Origin of the sequence: Porifericola rhodea, from assembly GCF_030506305.1 — a bacterium.
Taxonomy (GTDB): domain Bacteria; phylum Bacteroidota; class Bacteroidia; order Cytophagales; family Cyclobacteriaceae; genus Catalinimonas; species Catalinimonas rhodea.
Genome location: NZ_CP119421.1, coordinates 2,826,574 through 2,844,769, shown reverse-complemented (window position 1 = coordinate 2,844,769; position 18,196 = coordinate 2,826,574). Strand labels below are relative to the sequence as shown.

Below are 18,196 nucleotides of genomic sequence, written 5' to 3'. Positions count from 1 at the left end.
ACGGTATTTAAACGATATACAGGAGAGAAAACCTTATGTATGCTGTATTGGCTTAGTAATGATTTGAATTTCCCTCCCGTTGAAGAAGCAGAAGAGTGGGGAGGAATCGCGCTGGGTGGTGACCTTTCTCCTGACCGTTTACTTCTGGCTTATTGTTCGGGCATTTTTCCCTGGTACGATGAGGGGCAGCCTATCATCTGGCACGCCCCTGACCCTCGTTTTGTAATGTTTCCTGAGCGGCTCAAAGTCTCCAGAAGCATGCGCCCTATCTTCAATCAGAAGAAATTTGATATTACGCTGGATACTGACTTTCGGCAGGTAATTACTGCCTGCCAGCAAACCCGCCGCAGGGGACAGCAGGGTACCTGGATTACCGACGAGATGCTGGAAGCCTACTGCTACCTACACAAATTGGGCTATGCTCATTCGGTAGAGGTATGGCAGAAGGGGCAACTGCTGGGAGGGCTGTACGGTGTGTCGCTAGGCAGTATTTTTTTTGGTGAGTCTATGTTCAGTAAGGTAAGTAATGCTTCTAAGGCAGGATTTATTACGCTGGTATGGGAGCTTCAGAAGAGAGGTTTCAGCCTGATAGACAGCCAGGTACATACGCCCCACCTGGAAAGTATGGGAGCAGAGGAGATACCTCGTTCAGACTATATGGAACTACTCAACCAGGCTTTGGAGGCCCCTAGCTTTCAGGGCAGTTGGTCTCATTGGCTAGACAAAAAATAAGCTACCCGTATAGGGTAGCTTACAGTATGCATAAAAGGAGAAAGTAAATTAACTTTCACTACGGCGGCTTCCTCTACGTTTGCCTTCCCTTTCTTTGGTTTCTGCTTTAACTGTCTGATACTGCTGATACTGCTCTTCGCTAAATACCAGCTTCAGCTCTTCATCCATCTTAGCATCACTTTCTTTCATGATTTCCATCCGCTCTTCGCGGCTGGATACCTGTTGCATCTTTTCTCTGCTGGCTTCCATATTGCTAAGAATAATCTGCTTCACTTCTTTTGACTGGCTTTCATCAAGCTCTAGTTTCTCTGTCAGACGAGCACTCATTTTATCTGCTCTCTCTTCCGGTGTAGCTCTCTGGGCAAAAGCTGCCGTACTTAACATTACTCCAAAAACAATGGCTATTATTCGTGTCTTCATTGTACTATTTGTTTTGTTTTCAGAGCTTAGATAGCCTTGTCAGGTAAAAGTTTAATGGCTTACTAAAAATTTTTGCACATTTTTTCTAGCCACACTTCCTGTGCTCAGCTACCACATCATAACCGCAAAATTACCTTCCAGATGCTGATAATAAAGACGTGTTCGGAGCATATAGCGCCTGCCTTTGATCAGGCGGTAGCGTAGGTGCGCATTATATTCTTTACCACTATCATCATCAGCACTACGATATTTCCATTCGCCATCTTCCTCTTCAAAAAGCACCAGTATGGTATCTGACTTACCAAAAGTTCTGATATTGTACGTGCGGGTAGTTTTAGGTTTAATGAGGTGGTCTACCTGATCTCCGGCTCTGATCTCTAGCTTTTTGGAACGGAATGGCTTAAGCTCGTCAGTTTTCTCTTCCAGTGGAGGATAAAAGTAGCGCACCCACTGTATATCTCTTTCCGACAGGCCGGGTGCCGGCGATATACCTTTGGTTCCATACTCTTCTGGTTCCAGAATAAGGCCAGGCTCAAAAGGATAGTGCATAATAGAATCCGGGTCCCAGTTAGAACCCTGTACAGTGTCCGGGTCCAGCTTACGGATAATATTATGATAGGTCATCTCCTCCGACCAGTTATTGGGTGGCTTTGCCAGGGCTGCGTAAACGGCTTCTTCGTCCCAAACGATACCTGCATTAGGGTTTTGATGCTCGTGAGGTAGCCCTAGCGTATGCCCTATTTCGTGCAGTGCAGTATCTCTTCCCTGGCTGCTGGTGAGGTCCCAGCCGAAATTCATGGTACGCTGCCCTGCCCCGATATTAAGCACATAAGTACCCAGATAAGACCAGGAGCCATCTCCCTGCATAAACCCTATCCTTACTTCGGCATCCTCACGATTGTTTACCTCTTCAAACTCCAGCCCTATGCCAATATCTTTCCAGGTCTTAAATGCTTCTCTTACTACATCCTGCTGTTCTTTACTGCCTACCCAGCTTCTCCATACACGTTCTCCTGAAGGTGTAAAACTGTATTCGCCATCCTCTTCCTGATCAAAAAAGTAGTAATGAATGACGGTGCCGTTTACCCACTTATTATCAGTAATGATAATGGCAGCTGCTCTCATAGGGTCAACATCCGGGTCAAAGGTACGTACCGGTACTACTGGCATAGAGCAGTAGCGCATCTGCTTTTCTTCCTGGGTATCAGCCTCTTTTGCCTTGGTCTTTTTCTTCTGTTTAGCCATGCTTTGTTTAGGTTTGGTAAGTGTCTGCTACAAAAAATCGCACACGCAGATGAGTAATGTTCTACCTGCTGTTACAAAGAATAAGATAAGGAAAAAACTACCAACTTATGTTATATGTTAGCGCAGTCTGATAGGTATTAAGCGTCATTTTAAATCGACAGATACTTAAGCTGAAATGTAAGGAAAAGCTGAGGGTGGAACTGCAAAATACGAAATGCCGGCACAGGCTTTTCTAAGCTGTTGATGTGCAGAAAAAATATGGTACTCAGTAAGCTACAAAAAGTGCAGCTAGCTAATTAAAGCGGAGCAGAGGTAAGAACCGAACTTTTGCAAAAAACGTGATAGAAAGTAACTACCCTCTACCACATATTGATTTTGCCTGCTACATGCCTGCTTTGCCCTAAACGATAGCTCAGGCTGAGCTCATTGGTTTGTGCCTGGAGTTGTGCTTCTCCGGTAGGCACCTCCATAGCATAGCCGATGTTTAATTTATGTAGCTGAACACCAAAACCAAAAGTGTAAGCCAGCTGCTTACGGTAGCCGGCAGTAGCCCAGAATTTCTGATAAAATAGGGCTTTCATTTGCCCCTCCAGTACTCCCCCTCTTTCTTCATCGTACTGATAAATACCATTAACGATAAGTGCAAACTGCTCAGAAAACTGGGTACGATAAGCAGACTGGATGATATGCTTGTATGCATAGGCAATAGCGGTATTTTCTCTGTTAAAAGAAGCCTGGCCTTTCGTAGCATCCTGCAAGGCATAGCCCAGAAAGAAATTTTTGCTGCTGAGCATCATTCCCAGGTTCACATCTACACGACCACTTTTGGTATTCTGCATATACTGCATAACAAAAGGATCATTGCTTTGCTCCAGATTTACCTGAGCGGCATCCATTCCTTCCATATTGTAGGTAAGGGCAGCACCAGCACGCAGGTTAAGATTTCTGGTAATTCTTAAGTTAGAACTATAGCTCAGGTGCAGTTGATGCTCATAGTATGGGCCAAATGTATCTTTCAGAAAAGATAAACCAAACGCATGACGGGCATACTGAGCATTTTGGGTTTTATAGATTCTTTTCTGTTGTTCCTCAGCCTGCTGCCACTGTTTCAGTTCATGCATATTTAGCTCTGCAGAAAGATAAACAGTAGACGGAGCACCCTCGTAAGAAGACCACTGGCTTCGGTACAGTCCCTTTACTACCGAGCCTTCAAAACCTGTTAAGGCAGGATTGTAATAGCTCTTTAACAAAGAAAAGTGAGCGGCCTGCTTACGGGTTTGTGCCTGAAGATTGGAAAAAAAGAGCGTCAGCAAAAAGATAAAGTAGAGTTTTTTCATGTGTAATGCTATTTGATGACGCTAAGGACGCCACGTTTGGTAAGTTGTATATCGTTAACCGTAATGATGTAGTAAAAACCTCCTCCAGCTACGCTTCCGTTTACGCGTCCATCCCAGCCCTGCTCAGGGTCTGAGCTCTGAAACACACGTCGCCCCGCACGGTCGTATACCTCTATCTGTACCTCTTTAAAAAACTTGAGATCAGATACTACCCATTGGTCATTGATACCATCACCATTAGGTGAAAAAGTATTTACAAAATTAATTTCTGTAGGAAGCTCCACGTCCTGTAGGGCAAGTTTAAAACTGGTTTGCAAGCTATTGCCCTGTGCATCTTTGCTCTCTACCCGGATAGAGAAATTTTTCTGCTTGCCGAGGCTACGGCTATAGTTAAAGTACAAAGCATCGTCTACTATACTGAAGAAACGGTTGTCATTGTCTTCAGGGCCTGCTACCAAACTGTAAGAATGCGTATCATCATCAGCATCCTGAGTTGTAAAATAGCCCACTGGCTCTTCATCAGCAGTTGTAAATGTATGCCTGGAGAGGCTGATTTGCGCTGGAGCTGCATTAGGTAGCACTCTTACGCTCAGCCCGGCTTTCAGGTTTTGAGGATTAGAATACGTTTCGCTGATTATTTCTCCTTCCAGATGATAAGTCTCAGGCTGATCTGACGTATAGCTTCCCCTCTGCCATTGTACTTTCATACGATGCTCACCATCTGAACATTGTGCTGTAATATGTTGAGGCAGCGGCAGAGCGTCAAATGTTGTGGCAAAGGACACCTCTATCGCGGCTAAAGCCTCAACAGATAAGATCTCTTGTGTAGACTTGCTTATTTTCGCCTCTGCTACCTCTCCACGGTTTGCAGCCGCATCTAGCAAATATACATTTAGATTAAGTGCACCATCAGGAAGAGTACGCATATCCAGTCCGGAAATTGACATCTGGCTTTGAGTAGCGATAAATTCACCCTTGACATCTACATTTCCTCCGCTGATAGAGTAGAAAACCTGAGCTCCCTCCTCCAGTCCTTCAAGTTTAATAGTATAATCTGTCAGATTGCTGCTGTTTACCTCCGCTAAAGGCTCAACGATAGCGTATCCGGCAGGGGCTGTTGCATCGTAATGAACTATTGTCTGTTGAGCTGTTTTGTTGGTATTGCCTCCCATATCCTGCACCGCTCCGGCTTCTATGCTTATCTGCAACTCACCATCCGTAGTAGGTGTGATAAATACACTAAAGTTTTTGTTATTGAGCGTCTGTAAATCTGAAGCCTCTCCCTGACTTAGCTGGATATCTTCCAGCGTAAAATTCTTTACTTCTTCATCAAAATCTACCCAAAGCTGAAATGGCTGATTGTATACTTTGGCTTCAGTTGATAGGCTAAACTGCGGCGCATTACCATCGTACAGATAGCTGAATACTTCTGATGCCGTATTACCATTGCCTGCCGCATCAGATACTACTCCTGCTGGTAGTTGGAGACTCACATTGCCATCAGCTATAGGCGTTACTTCTATGCTGAAGTTTTTCTGGTCGTTAGTTCGCAACTCAGAAAGCGTAGCATTTTCTACAACAATATTTTCCAAAGTAAAACCCTTTACTTCTTCGCTAAAGCTGATGTTTACAATGCTTTCGTTCTCTTTATCTCTGCTGATAGCTACTGTAGGTTCACTGGTTTCTTTTAGCAGCTGCTTAAGGGCGGCTTCGCCACGGTTACCGTAAGCATCGCTCAACACCACAGAAATAGTAATTTCACCATCTTCCAGGCTACTCATTTTTATTCCACTTACTACTTCCTCAGTATCGTTTACTTTTCCACCGCCGTTTACTGTTGCACCATAACCGCTTATAACATATTCATAATTAGCTCCTATTTCAGCATTCGCAATAGTAAAGGCAAAGTCTTCAGCCTCAGCTTTGCTTGCCGTATTTTTCTGTAGCACTACCTCATAAGCGTAAGGGGCAATGGCATCGCTGATAGTAACGGTGGCAGTAGCACTGTTCTGGTTTCCGCTTTCGTCGGTGGCAGTTAACCTGACAGTATTCTCCCCCAGGTTCTCATAAGTAAACTCGCTTTTGTCAAGGCTAAAGCTCAGCTCAGATGAACAGGCATCCATAGAGCCTCCATCTATCTGGGCGGGATTCAGGCTTAACGTACCTGCACTATCCAGCGCCACGTTAATGTTTTTAGTAAGTACCTGAGGAGCAGTAAAGTCGTATATCGTAACTATCGCCTCTATTGTACTGGTATTTCCGGCATTATCGCTAACGCTCAGGTTTACATTATTGTCACCCAATTCTGCACAGCTAAAAGTTGTTTTGTCAACGGAAAACTTCACTTCTCCACAGTTGTCTGTACTTCCGGCATCCAGGTAGTCAGCGATTAGTTCAGCCTCTCCATTTTCATCCAGTATCAGAAAATAATTGGTTGCTTTAGCTGTAGGCGCTTCATTGTCCATAACTACATCGTAAGCAATTGTGCTGGTATAGCTGTCTCCTTCAGAGTCTACCACAGTACACTGAATACTCTTTGTGCCATTGCTATCAAATTGAGCTTCCAGGTTCTGGTTCTCATAAGTTTGCCCATCACCAATGTTCCAGCTATAGCTTTGCGCTTCGCGCATTACAAAAACAGAAATATCATCTAACCCCCAGTTGTCGTAGCTGGAGCCTGAGTTAGAAGGTTGAAACCAACGAAAACGTGTGCTGGTTGACTTAGCCTCTTCGGGTACAACTACATTAAAGGTATTCCAGCTGTAAAGGTCCAGCCCCTCAGGAGACAATTCTCCTATTCTGGTAGGTACCCAGTATTTAATGGTGGTCCAGTGTGCTCCTTCGTCGGTTGAGTATTGCAGGTAAACTCCCTCGCTTGGCTCATCAGGATTTTCGCAGCCTCCGCTAGGATCATCACGACCAAAACGCATACTGAAGCTGATTTGCCCTCCAACACTTACATTTTGATCGTTAGTGGCTACAAAACGAAATCCCTCCTCATTGTTAATTGTAGCCCAAAAATAATCTGAGTCGTCGGGGGTATCGGCAAATATACCGGAACAGGCCTGCCCAACATTGTAAGGGCTGGAAGACCAGGCTTCGGGTAGCTGGCCTGAATCAAAAGCGTAAGTAGTGCCAATTTCCACAAAGCCAGCCTCGAAATTCACTTTCTGGTTACCACAACTACCGCTAGCTTTGCTGGGAGTGATGGTAAAATCTTGTGCCTGCGTAGCCAGTCCTAATATGGATAAAGCCAGGGATGCAGCAGTTTTTAGTAAATATTTTTGCATAGATCCGGGGCTAGAGTAGGTAAAACTTAAAATCTGAAAGTACTGGCTGGGTAGATTGAGACTGGGCCAAAACCATTAGAGGATTAGCGGCATACGCATCACACAAGCCTTCTTTAACTTCGCCAGGCTGCAGAATGAGGCTCACATAATTTTCATCGCTTTGTCCCTCACCTTCGCCAGCATTGTACCATTGCAGGTTAATTTTCTGATTGCTTTTATTTTCCAGACGAATAGCATAAAAACTGAAGCTTACACCATTTTGCTCGTCTTTGCAGCGAAGCCGGCGAAAGCTCACCGAAAAAGCACTACTTTCCTTAAGCTGTACCCACTGGCTTGGGGCAAATGCCTTAACTGACATGGCCGTCAGCAGGAATAAAAAAACTAATAAAGGCCTCTTGTCTCTCATCTCGTTTCTACTTGTGGTTATTCAGATACTTCAGGAAATTTCTTCGCGGACCTGCTCTTCAATAGCAGTATCTAATACATCCGAAAGTTAGGGAGAGGCTGAACAAGATGCGGTGCTTAGCTTGTGGCTATAACACACTCGTAGTGTTTTCTTTCTTTTCCTGTATGGCCTAAAAGAAATTGTAAAAACAGTAAAGAAGTATGCTTATTGGGAATGTATAGCTAAAAAAATCTAGAAGTTGATAAGTATAATACCACATAAGAATAATATAATTTTATCACATTCATATAAAATTATTTATACAATTAATTATTATTATTCATTATATACTATTCATACTCAAAGCCTTAGGTAAATATTTGTTGTACAAAAAAGCAAAATCTTACGCATATCAAGAATAGAGATAAAGCAAAATAAGTAAGCAAAAGCCTTATAATCCTGCTTACAAAATGCATGTATCCTTTGTAAAACCTACAAAAATGAAATGTTAGCTTAAGGTTCAGGTGTATCAGTTTGTACTTTTTACACATATTCTCGCCTTATAATAGCATCTACCGCCAAGAGCTTCGTTTTTTGGTTTGCTGTGGTTATTTTTCCAGCTATATCCATTTTCAACACTGCATGATTTCACCTTTATGAAACTGACAAGATTATTGTATGGGGTAGCGGGCTTTTTGATCACGCTAAACACATACGCACAAGCACCGGAGCCCTATGGGCCAGTGCCTTCTGAGCGACAGCTGGAATGGCAAAAGCTGGAATACTACGCCTTTGTACACTTTAATATCAATACCTTTACAGATAAAGAATGGGGCTTTGGAGATGAGTCTCCTGAAATTTTTAACCCTACACAACTAGACTGCCGACAGTGGGCACGCGTAGCCAAACAAGCTGGCATGAAAGGTATCATACTTACTGCCAAACACCACGATGGATTCTGCCTATGGCCTTCGGAGTACACCGACCATTCTGTAGAAAGCTCTCCCTGGAAAAACGGAAAAGGCGATGTGCTGCAGGAGTTAAGAGAAGCCTGTGATGAGTATGGCCTGGAGATGGGCATATACCTCTCTCCCTGGGACAGAAACCACCCTGACTACGGAAAGCCAGAGTACCTGACCTACTTTAGAAACCAGCTGCGTGAATTACTAACTAATTACGGAGATATTTTTGAGGTGTGGTTTGATGGTGCTAATGGCGGTAGCGGCTATTATGGAGGAGCTAATGAAGAGCGTAAAATTGACCGCAAAACGTATTATGACTGGGAAAATACTTATGATATTGTAAGAGAGCTACAGCCCATGGCCGTACTTTTTAGTGATGCTGGCCCGGATGTACGCTGGGTAGGTACCGAAGAAGGTTTTGCTAATAAAACGAACTGGAGCCTGCTCCGCCGCGATGAGGCCTGGCCCGGATGGCCTCGCTATCTGGAGCTACGCTCTGGCCACGAGGATGGCACCCACTGGCTGCCTGCAGAAGTAAATACCTCTACCCGCCCCGGCTGGTACTACCATGAGTCTGAAGACCATAAAGTAAAAACACTGCCCGAACTGCTGGACATCTATTATCATAGTATTGGCCGCAATGGCACTTTCTTGCTCAACTTTCCGGTAGATACTCGCGGACTGATACACGAAATAGATTCGGCTCATGTTATTCAGCTGGCAGAGCAAATTAAGAAAGATTTTGCCAATAACCTGGCTTTAAACAAGTCTGTTGAGGTCAGCCAGTACAGAAATGAAGACGCCACCTATGATGCCAGCAAAGTTAATGATAATGACCCTAAAACTTACTGGGCTACCGATGACAATGTTAACAGTGCTTCACTTACCATTGACCTGGAAGAGCCTACGTACATCAACCGCTTTTTGGTACAGGAGTACATTCCGTTAGGCCAAAGAGTTAAAACCTTTACTGTAGAAGGGTGGAACAATGGCAAGTGGACTACCATTGCAGAAGAAACTACTATCGGCTATAAGCGTATTCTCCGCTTCCCCGATGTAGAGGTTTCCAAAGTTCGCTTTAACGTAACAGATGCTAAAGCATGCCCTCTAATCTCAAACATAGAGCTGTACCGTGCGCCCAAAGTGCTAAGTGCCCCTCAAATCTTCAGAAGTAAGGAGGGCATGGTTGATATAGAAACAGCAGATGAAGATGCTAAGGTGTACTATACTACAGATGGCCAAAAACCGGGAAAATCGTCTAAAGTGTATACTAAGCCGTTTAAGTTAGCTGAGAAAGCGAAGGTGCAGGCAGTTATAGTAGATGAACGTACCGGAAATAGCAGCCCGTTAGCCAGCGTAGATTTTGATATTAGCAAAGCCAAGTGGAAGCTGGTTCAGCCCAAAGGAAAAGCAAAGGACGTAAACGCTATCTGGGATGGCAAAACCTCTACCTACTGGAGTGAGAAGACAGATGTTTTTCCTGCCGAATGGATTATTGATCTTGGTGAAGCGTATCAACTGAATGGACTTACCTATACGCCCGACCAGAGTCGCTATGCTACAGGTATTGTGTCTAACTACGAGATTTATGTGAGCCAGGATGGCAAGAACTGGGGCGAAGCGGTAGCTAAAGGAGAGTTTTCTAACATACGCAACAACCCTATTGAGCAAAAAGTAAAGTATCCGGTAAAAAAGGGACGCTATCTCAAATTTGTAGCTACCAAGGTACTGGATGGCCAAAAAGAAGTTAAAATCGCTGAGATAGGCGTACTTACTAAATAAAACACAAAAGCAGAGCGACTTTAGAAGGTGGCTCTGCTGGTTATCTTTCGCTTTTGGTTATTTCTTGGCAGACCTCAACTCCTAAGCTTTAGGCAGAAATATCTCTGCCATCATGCAGCGAGCACTTCCCCCTCCATTAGTTTCAATAGTATAAAGCGGGCTATACAGAATTTCAGTATGCTTTTCTATCTGCTTCACCTGGGCTTCGTTTAAAGACCGATACGCCTGCTCAGACATCACCAATAGTTTTTTACCTTCCCTATTTCTGACCTGTAGCATATTGCCTGCAAACTGATTGCATTGAGCCTCACTAATACTAACTATTTCTTTACCAGTATTTTTGAGGGTCTGCAACACTCTATTCCTTTCTTCAGCATTACGTATGGTCTCATCACAGATGATAGCAATATTTTCGCCTACACTCATCATCACATTGGTATGATATATCTCAGAAAGCTTACCCTCCCTGGTAGTTTGTGAGGCGGTAAAAAGTACCGCTTTATAGCCAAATTCCTCGCAGAATGCAGCAAATAGTTCTTTGTGAGTTCTTGGAGATACACAAGCATAGGCGATTTTATGCTCCCGGTCCAGTATCATACTTCCAGTACCTTCCAGAAACTGCTCCTCCGATTCAAACCTTGCGTAGTCTACTCGCCTACCAGCACTATAGCCCAGCGACTGAAGCTTTTCTATAATGTCCTCACGGCGTTCTTTTCTTCTGCTGGTAGCCCACATAGGGTAGGTGACAATAGTACCGTCATCATGAGTAGAGATCCAGTTGTTTGGAAAAATGGAGTCTGGCTTGGAGGGAGAAATTGTATCATCTATGGTAATCACGCTGAGCCCGGCGGCCTGTAGTTTATCTACAAACTGGTTAAACTCCGTCAAAGCCTTATGCTGAATACTTTCTGCGGTCTGCTCTTCCTGCTTTTTCTGGTATAGATTATTAGTAGCCGTTTCAGCATTGTAGCCAAATTTTACCGGCCTTATCATCAGTATTGTATCTGTCAGTTGTACTTGCTTATTCATAATTATTAAGAGTTTATGCCGACAAACTGAATACTTAACTTAGCAGCAATTACAAAAGTAATCGCGTAGCTTTACAAACTGCCGGCCATTTAAGCAATTAGGCCTGTACACTCACTTCGTCTCTTAGTAGTGGCATACTCATACAGTGGGTACCTCCCCTGGCACGAGACAGCTCGGCAGATGGCAGTAGAATTAAGGTATCTCCGTTCACTACTTCATTAATATCCTTACCATTTTCTACCTGCTCTATAATTTCTGCTGACTGCATTACGGCAAAGCCTCTCTTTCTAAATTCCTCTTCAGTTTTTACATTACGGTCATAGCCTACTACTACTCCTTCTCGCAGTGCGAGAAAGTTACAGGCATCTGTCCACTGCTCGCGCTCACTATAAGGAAACTCTCCTCCGGCGCTTGGTATTACCTCACAGTGGGTGGCTCCGAAATCTTCTTTACTAATTTGCTCCATCAGGTCATCCAAGTAGCTCAGCTTATTAATGCTTACGCTAAAGTTTCCATTGCCTTCGTCCAGACGAATAAACTGAGTAATCTCTACATTGTAAACAGGTTCTGAGCGTTTGCCAGAGATAGCTCCATCAAAGTCAAACTTATTACTCCTGTTGAGCATCTCTTTTTTAGAGAATGGGCTAAATAATATCCATGTGTCTTTTTTTACCTGAGTAAAGACAGTGTCTATGTGCATGTATGCTCTACGTCGAGGTATCTTAACTACAGATACTTTCTGAATGATGTTGTTGCTAAACACCTCTTCCATCAGGCGCTCCGCAGCAGCCATAGAAGTACGCTCACTCAAGCCTACCAGTAGGTGTCTAGGGCTTATCATCATTACGTCACCACCTTCAATAGTTACCATTTTTTCTGCCGCCTCTTCTTCACTGGAAAGGAAAAAAGGATTAGGCTCCTGAAGCTCAATTACCTGCTGTGCCAGTTCGTCGGGTTGCTGGCTGGTAGTCTGTTTTAGCAGTTCAAAATGGGCAATATATTTAAAGAGAAGAGCTTCACGGTCACGCGCATCTTCGTAGGGTTTGCTCAGTAGTATGTGGTCATGTATAGTAATGCCTATGTCTCTTGTAAAAATAAGATTAGGCACCGGAGCAAAAATAAATACGTCCTTTCCATTGTCTTCTAGTATACCTGTAATCAGGGTATTGGCCAGTTGTGCAGGCTCCATCTCTAACAGACGCTTCTGTACACGCAGCCCGCATTTTTCTATCGCACAAACAGAAGGTACCAGCAGGTATTTTACATCTTCATTGTGCAGGATACGGGTCAGCATCTCCTCTACTTTGAGCACATAATCAGAATCAAAACTATTGTTGCGAGAAGCCTCCTGATAAGTTGGATCATTAGCTTTGCCCTTGATCTTATCCTGATCCAGAAAGCAAAGTAAAATTTTCAGATACTCTCCGTACTCCTGCTGCATTTTTTCCAGGTATACGATATCGTCATAAAGTAACTGCTCTTTAATACGAGGCACTATTTTACCAATACCAGCATCGGGGCTATGTACCAGCAAACGCCTCAAACGACCTATCTCCGAGGTAACTCTAACGTTGTGATTTGTCATACTTAATAGGGCTTATGTTGTTATGTATAATTACTGCCAAAGTTAAAATAATTCCCCGCACTTTGATTGATCTTAGCAGAAAACCCAAAGGGCTAAGCTCCGAAAATCAGCATTAACAGGGAGCTATAAGGCTTTGTACCAGTTATTTACGACCTTCGGCCTGCGGTCTTGCACACAAATGAAGTCCGAGGTGCCAATAAATCAGCAGCTCTGCTGTAAAACGATGTCTTTTTGGTTAACTTTGGAACGCATAATTAAGTCACAAGTACTATGAATATACTGGATAAGATTGTTGTCCGGAAGAAAGAAGAAGTAGCCCAACGTAAAGCCGAACAGTCTGAAGAAAAGCTAAAAAGCAGCCCTTATTTTGAGCGCAAAACCTATTCGCTTTCTCAAGCCCTAAAGGAAAAGCAACCGGGAATTATCGCTGAGTTTAAGCGTAAGTCTCCTTCCAAAGGGATTATTAATGCCGAAGCAGATGTTAAGGAAACCACGACTGGGTACGTACATGCGGGTGCGGCTGCTTTATCAGTACTTACCGATATTGATTTTTTTGAGGGTAGCGATACTAATTTGCGGATTGCAAGGGACAATAACGAATGCCCGATTCTGCGTAAAGATTTTACCATAGACCCTTACCAGATTACAGAAGCAAAAGCGCTGGGTGCCGATGCCATATTGCTAATTGCCGCTATTCTTAGTCCTGAGCAGGTAAAACAGCTCGCCGCCTATGCTCGTGAGTTGGGCCTGGAGGTTCTGCTGGAGGTGCATAATGAAGAAGAGCTACGCCAGACTGCTCTGGATGAGACTATAGCTCCTTTTATCCATGTAGTGGGGGTGAATAACCGGAACCTCAAAACTTTTGAAGTAAGCATACAAACCTCTATAGCTTTGGCTCAACTGATGCCGGAGGGCATGGTCAAGATATCTGAGAGTGGTATCAGCCATCCTGACAACATTCGTACGCTGACAGCACATGGCTTTCAGGGGTTTCTAATAGGCGAATACTTTATGAAACAGGCAGACCCTTCGGCAGCCTGCAAAAATTTACTGCAACAAATCTGACTTTCTCCGAACTATCAAAAGTGTATCTGAAGTTGATATAAGCATGACAAACCCAAGAATAAAGCTCAAAGTCTGCGGAATTAAATTTCTTCATAACATGCGCAAAGTAGCGCAGATGAAACCCGACTATCTGGGCTTCATTTTTTATGAGAAGTCTCGTCGTTATATGCCCGATACGCTTAAGCCCAAAGATTTGCAACAGCTCCCTAAGCAAATAAAAAAAGTGGGCGTATTTGTAAATGCCGATACGGACAAAATGCTGAAGCAGGCCAAAGCCTACCATATAGATGTACTGCAACTACACGGGCAGGAGAGCCCTGAGCAGTGCCAGGCAGCAAAAAAAGCTGGCTTCAAGGTGATTAAAGTATTTAGCCTGGGGCAGGAAGACTTTGACTTTAAGCAGTTAGAAGCTTATAAGCCCTACGTCAATTATTTTTTGTTTGACACTGCCGGCAAACACCCCGGAGGTAATGGCGAAACTTTTGATTGGGGGCAACTTCGCCGCTATGATCAGGAGGTTCCCTTCATTTTAAGTGGAGGTATCAGTCTGGACAATGTGCCCCAGCTTAGTGCACTATCATTCTTCAATATTCACGCTATAGATGTGAATAGCCGCTTTGAAATTGAGCCCGGTCTAAAAGATATCAATCTTGTACAGAAGCTAAAAGATAAGCTTTACGGCAGAGAAGAAAAGAAGCCTGGAAAGAAGCCATTTCCTTCACGCCAAAAAAATCAGTAATTTTCAACCTAGTTCAGTGCTAAACATAGCATAACTGAAGATTAAGAAACAGGAAATCAATCATGGAAGCGAAAGACGTACAGCACAGCCCCTACAATGTCAACGAAAGAGGTTATTATGGTCAGTTTGGTGGTGCCTTTATCCCGGAGATGCTGCATCCAAATATAGAGGAGCTTCAGAAAAACTATCTGGAGATCATCAATACCCCCGATTTTCAGAAGCAGTTCAGGCAGTTACTCAAAGACTATGTAGGGCGACCCACTCCTCTCTATTTTGCTGAGCGGCTTTCAGAAAAATTTGGTGCTAAGATTTACCTTAAGCGTGAGGACCTTTGCCATACAGGTGCCCACAAGGTAAATAATACTATAGGGCAGATCTTGCTGGCCAAAAGGCTGAATAAGAAGTTTATTATCGCGGAAACGGGCGCCGGACAGCATGGCGTGGCTACAGCTACCGTTTGTGCACTCATGGGTATGGAGTGTAAAGTATTTATGGGCCGACTGGACACCGAACGCCAGAAGCCAAACGTAGAGCGCATGCGCATACTTGGAGCAGAGGTAATACCCGCAGATTCTGGCAGCAAAACCCTTAAAGACGCTACCAATGAAGCTATGCGCCACTGGATCAATAACCCTAAAGATAGCCATTACATTATTGGCTCAGTAGTTGGCCCCCACCCTTACCCTGATATGGTAGCCCGCTTTCAGGCAGTAATTAGCGAAGAGATAAAGAGGCAGCTTAAAGAGCAGACGGGCTCAGAAAATCCTAACTATGTGGTAGCTTGTGTGGGTGGAGGAAGTAATGCTGCCGGCGCTTATTACCATTACTTTGATGAGGCTGACGTAAACCTAATCGCTGTAGAAGCAGCAGGTGAAGGGGTAGCCAGCGGACGCTCAGCAGCTACTACCGCTCTCGGTAAGCCCGGAATTTTGCATGGCAGCCGTACTTTGCTGATGCAGACCGATGACGGTCAGGTTACTGAACCCCACTCTATCTCTGCCGGACTGGATTATCCAGGTATTGGCCCTATGCACGCTAACCTTTTTGATACCGGGCGTGGTACTTTTTACAGTGTTACCGATGACGAAGCTATGAAGGCGGGCGTACTGTTAAGCAGGCTTGAAGGTATTATTCCTGCGATAGAGTCGGCCCATGCGCTAAGCGCACTTCATCAGATGAGCCTAAAGCCAGAAGATGTAGTAGTGATCAACCTGTCTGGACGTGGCGATAAAGATCTGGAGACCTACATCAAGTGGGGTAAATACTAATACTAACCAAGACAAAATTTTTAGATATCATGCGCAGCTGTGCTTTTCTTAGCATGGACAGCCTGGATGGCTTTTATAGCTACGACCGTTTAGCTTTTGAACCTCTGCGTGAGCTAGGCTGGAAGACCGAAGAAGTTTCCTGGAGAAAACAAAATGTGAACTGGAACCAGTACGATGCCGTAGTAATCCGCACCACCTGGGACTACCAGAGCGCACCAGAGGCATTTATGCAAGTGCTGGAGGATATTGAGAAGTCTTCTGCCCAGTTGGAGAACAGCCTGGATCTGGTGCGTTGGAATCTTTCAAAAACGTATTTGAAGCAGCTGGAAGAAAAAGGAATTGCAATTGTGCCTACACTCTGGGGGGAGCCCACCAGTACAGATACAAGCATTAGCTTTGATCTGGCTCAGTTACAGAAGTGGAAAATTGACCTGGCTACTAAAGAGCTAATTGTGAAACCCGTAATTAGTGCCAATGCAGACCATACTTACCGCATAGCGGCATCTCTCCCTGAGCAGGAGCTACACGAAATAGGAAAGGCTTTTGAACAACGTGCTTTTATGGTACAGCCCTTTCTGGAAAGTATTGTTGCCGAAGGGGAGTATTCTCTATTCTTTTTTGGGGGTAACTATAGCCATACCGTACTAAAAAGACCTAAAGCACAAGATTTTAGAGTGCAGGAAGAACATGGAGGAAGGATCAGCGCTATTACACCAGAGCAGGAAGTTCTTAATACTGCCTATCAGGTGATGGAAGCTATACAACCTCAGCCACTTTACGCCCGGGTAGATTTGGTGCGTGATAAAGAGGGCAGATTCGTGCTGATGGAAGTGGAGCTGATAGAGCCTTCTTTATATTTTGAATACAGCACGGCCTCCCCCTCTTTATTTGCACAGGCGCTTAATAATAGCATACGATAAAAAATTGACATATCATGATCCAGACCACTAACCGCATAGACCAACTTTTTCAGAACAAGCAAGAGAATATACTCTCTGTTTACTATACTGCTGGTTTTCCGCAGCTCAACAACACTGTTAAAATAGCTCAATACCTGGAAGAAGCGGGCGCAGACATTATAGAAATTGGCATGCCCTTCTCTGACCCTCTAGCTGATGGTCCTACCATACAGCAAAGTGGTACCCAAGCGCTTAAGCAGGGTATGACTATCAAGCTTCTTTTTGAGCAGTTACAGGAAGTTCGTCAGTCTGTTACGCTCCCCATTATCCTGATGGGCTACCTTAATCCGGTAATGCAGTATGGCTTGGAGAACTTCTGCCAGCAGTGTCAGAAGGTAGGTATTGACGCACTCATATTGCCTGACCTTCCTATGCAGGAGTATCTGGACGAATACAAAGCTATATTTGAGTCTTACGGCTTATACAATATTTTCCTTATCTCTCCCCAGACCTCTGAAGAGCGCATCCGCCTGATTGATGAGCACTCTCACGGATTTATATATATGGTATCTTCAGCCAGTATTACTGGTGCCAAAACAGGTATTTCTGATGAGCAGGTAGCATATTTTAAAAGAGTACAGGCTATGCAACTGAAGTACCCCACTCTTATTGGTTTTGGCATCTCTAATCATGAAACTTTTAGCAAAGCTTGCAAACATGCCAGCGGGGCAATTATTGGTAGTGCTTTTATCCGAGTATTAGAAAAGAGTACTAATTTGAAAGAGGACATTAAGCAATACGTAAGCGAAGTTAAAGGGTAATTCACAAATTCAATCAACTTATGTTTAAACACTTTGAGTGCTTCACAAAAAGTTTTTACTTTACGCAATAATTTTTAAGTGCAAACCCTAAAACTTTTATTGAATGAAGCTAATTCGCGTCTTTTTATTAGTTGGAGCAGTATTTTTATCAGTTCAGTCTGCACAGGCACAGCTAGGAATCAGTTACCACCAGTCTGGGCTACCTTTTGCTGGTATACAGTACAACTTTCAGGAGGTGCCTCTTATGGCAGAACTACGTCTAAGCACTGACATTGATTTTGATAACATTGCCCCGGAAGTAGTTGCCACTTACAGTTTTGTTAACCAGTCTCAGCACGAAGTGTATGGAGGTGTAGGTCTGAGAGTAAATACTATTCCTGGTTTGGTAGTACCCATAGGCTTAAGAGTATACCCCCTGGAAAACTTTAGTAATTTAGGATTACATACAGAAATTGCTCCCATTATTACTACCGAAGATAACTGGGAACATATACTGAGAGGCTCATGGGGCTTCCACTACATTTTTGGAAGAAACAGTAATTAAGACATCTACAGCCAGCATAACGTAATAGCACCTTCGGGTGCTTTTTTTATGCCCCAAAACATTATTTCTCCAACACACAAACAATTTTGTCTA

15 protein-coding genes are annotated in these 18,196 nt (G+C 43.9%); 8 read left to right on the top strand and 7 right to left on the bottom strand.

From position 1 onward, the window contains the following. Positions 1–39: 39 nt before the first annotated feature. On the top strand, positions 40–732 hold the full coding sequence (aat, locus tag PZB74_RS11645) for a leucyl/phenylalanyl-tRNA--protein transferase (RefSeq protein ID WP_302236133.1): 693 nt from the start codon (positions 40–42) through the stop codon (positions 730–732). 48 nt (positions 733–780) lie between these two features. Here aat and PZB74_RS11640 read toward each other — a convergent pair whose 3' ends face one another. The 5 genes from PZB74_RS11640 to PZB74_RS11620 form a co-directional block, all read right to left on the bottom strand. Next, positions 781–1,152: a DUF4890 domain-containing protein gene (locus tag PZB74_RS11640; RefSeq protein WP_302236131.1), complete on the bottom strand. Its 372-nt coding sequence runs from the start codon at positions 1,150–1,152 to the stop codon at positions 781–783. 108 nt (positions 1,153–1,260) lie between these two features. Then, positions 1,261–2,397 carry a M12 family metallopeptidase gene (locus PZB74_RS11635; RefSeq protein WP_302236128.1) on the bottom strand — a complete coding sequence of 379 codons (1,137 nt, stop codon included), beginning with the start codon at positions 2,395–2,397 and terminating at the stop codon, positions 1,261–1,263. Between the two features lie 359 nt (positions 2,398–2,756). Beyond that, positions 2,757–3,734, bottom strand: a complete 978-nt coding sequence (locus PZB74_RS11630) for a PorP/SprF family type IX secretion system membrane protein (RefSeq protein WP_302236126.1) — start codon at positions 3,732–3,734, stop codon at positions 2,757–2,759. An 8-nt stretch (positions 3,735–3,742) separates the two neighbouring features. Then, positions 3,743–7,024, bottom strand: a complete 3,282-nt coding sequence (locus PZB74_RS11625) for an Ig-like domain-containing protein (RefSeq protein WP_302236123.1) — start codon at positions 7,022–7,024, stop codon at positions 3,743–3,745. 10 nt (positions 7,025–7,034) lie between these two features. Then, positions 7,035–7,382, bottom strand: a complete 348-nt coding sequence (locus PZB74_RS11620; RefSeq protein ID WP_302236120.1) for a hypothetical protein — start codon at positions 7,380–7,382, stop codon at positions 7,035–7,037. A gap of 683 nt (positions 7,383–8,065) precedes the next feature. Between PZB74_RS11620 and PZB74_RS11615 the strand changes: the two genes are divergently transcribed. Beyond that, a complete protein-coding gene (locus tag PZB74_RS11615) occupies positions 8,066–10,153 on the top strand; it encodes an alpha-L-fucosidase (protein WP_302236119.1) in 2,088 nt (695 codons plus the stop codon). An 81-nt stretch (positions 10,154–10,234) separates the two neighbouring features. On the opposite strand, the gene ctlX is transcribed toward PZB74_RS11615, so the two are convergent. Beyond that, the gene (ctlX, locus tag PZB74_RS11610) at positions 10,235–11,182 is read right to left on the bottom strand and encodes a citrulline utilization hydrolase CtlX (protein ID WP_302236117.1); all 948 of its coding nucleotides are present in this window, start codon (positions 11,180–11,182) and stop codon (positions 10,235–10,237) included. A gap of 97 nt (positions 11,183–11,279) precedes the next feature. Then, entirely contained in the window at positions 11,280–12,767 is a 1,488-nt protein-coding gene (locus tag PZB74_RS11605; protein ID WP_302236116.1) for an arginine deiminase family protein, read from the bottom strand. 270 nt (positions 12,768–13,037) lie between these two features. Here PZB74_RS11605 and trpC point away from each other — a divergent pair, with 270 nt between their 5' ends. The 6 genes from trpC (at position 13,038) to PZB74_RS11575 (ending at position 18,103) form a co-directional block, all read left to right on the top strand. Continuing rightward, entirely contained in the window at positions 13,038–13,832 is a 795-nt protein-coding gene (gene trpC / locus PZB74_RS11600; protein WP_302236114.1) for an indole-3-glycerol phosphate synthase TrpC, read from the top strand. A 43-nt stretch (positions 13,833–13,875) separates the two neighbouring features. After that, positions 13,876–14,571 (top strand): phosphoribosylanthranilate isomerase, encoded by a 696-nt coding sequence (locus tag PZB74_RS11595; RefSeq protein WP_302236112.1) that lies wholly within the window; start codon positions 13,876–13,878, stop codon positions 14,569–14,571. Positions 14,572–14,633: 62 nt separating this feature from the next. Then, complete coding sequence (gene trpB / locus PZB74_RS11590) at positions 14,634–15,839, top strand: tryptophan synthase subunit beta (RefSeq protein ID WP_302236109.1); 1,206 nt, start codon at positions 14,634–14,636, stop codon at positions 15,837–15,839. Positions 15,840–15,868: 29 nt separating this feature from the next. Then, a complete protein-coding gene (locus PZB74_RS11585) occupies positions 15,869–16,759 on the top strand; it encodes an ATP-grasp domain-containing protein (protein WP_302236107.1) in 891 nt (296 codons plus the stop codon). Between the two features lie 14 nt (positions 16,760–16,773). After that, positions 16,774–17,559 carry a tryptophan synthase subunit alpha gene (gene trpA, locus PZB74_RS11580; protein WP_302236106.1) on the top strand — a complete coding sequence of 262 codons (786 nt, stop codon included), beginning with the start codon at positions 16,774–16,776 and terminating at the stop codon, positions 17,557–17,559. Between the two features lie 103 nt (positions 17,560–17,662). Beyond that, entirely contained in the window at positions 17,663–18,103 is a 441-nt protein-coding gene (locus PZB74_RS11575; protein WP_302236104.1) for a hypothetical protein, read from the top strand. Positions 18,104–18,196 lie beyond the last annotated feature (93 nt).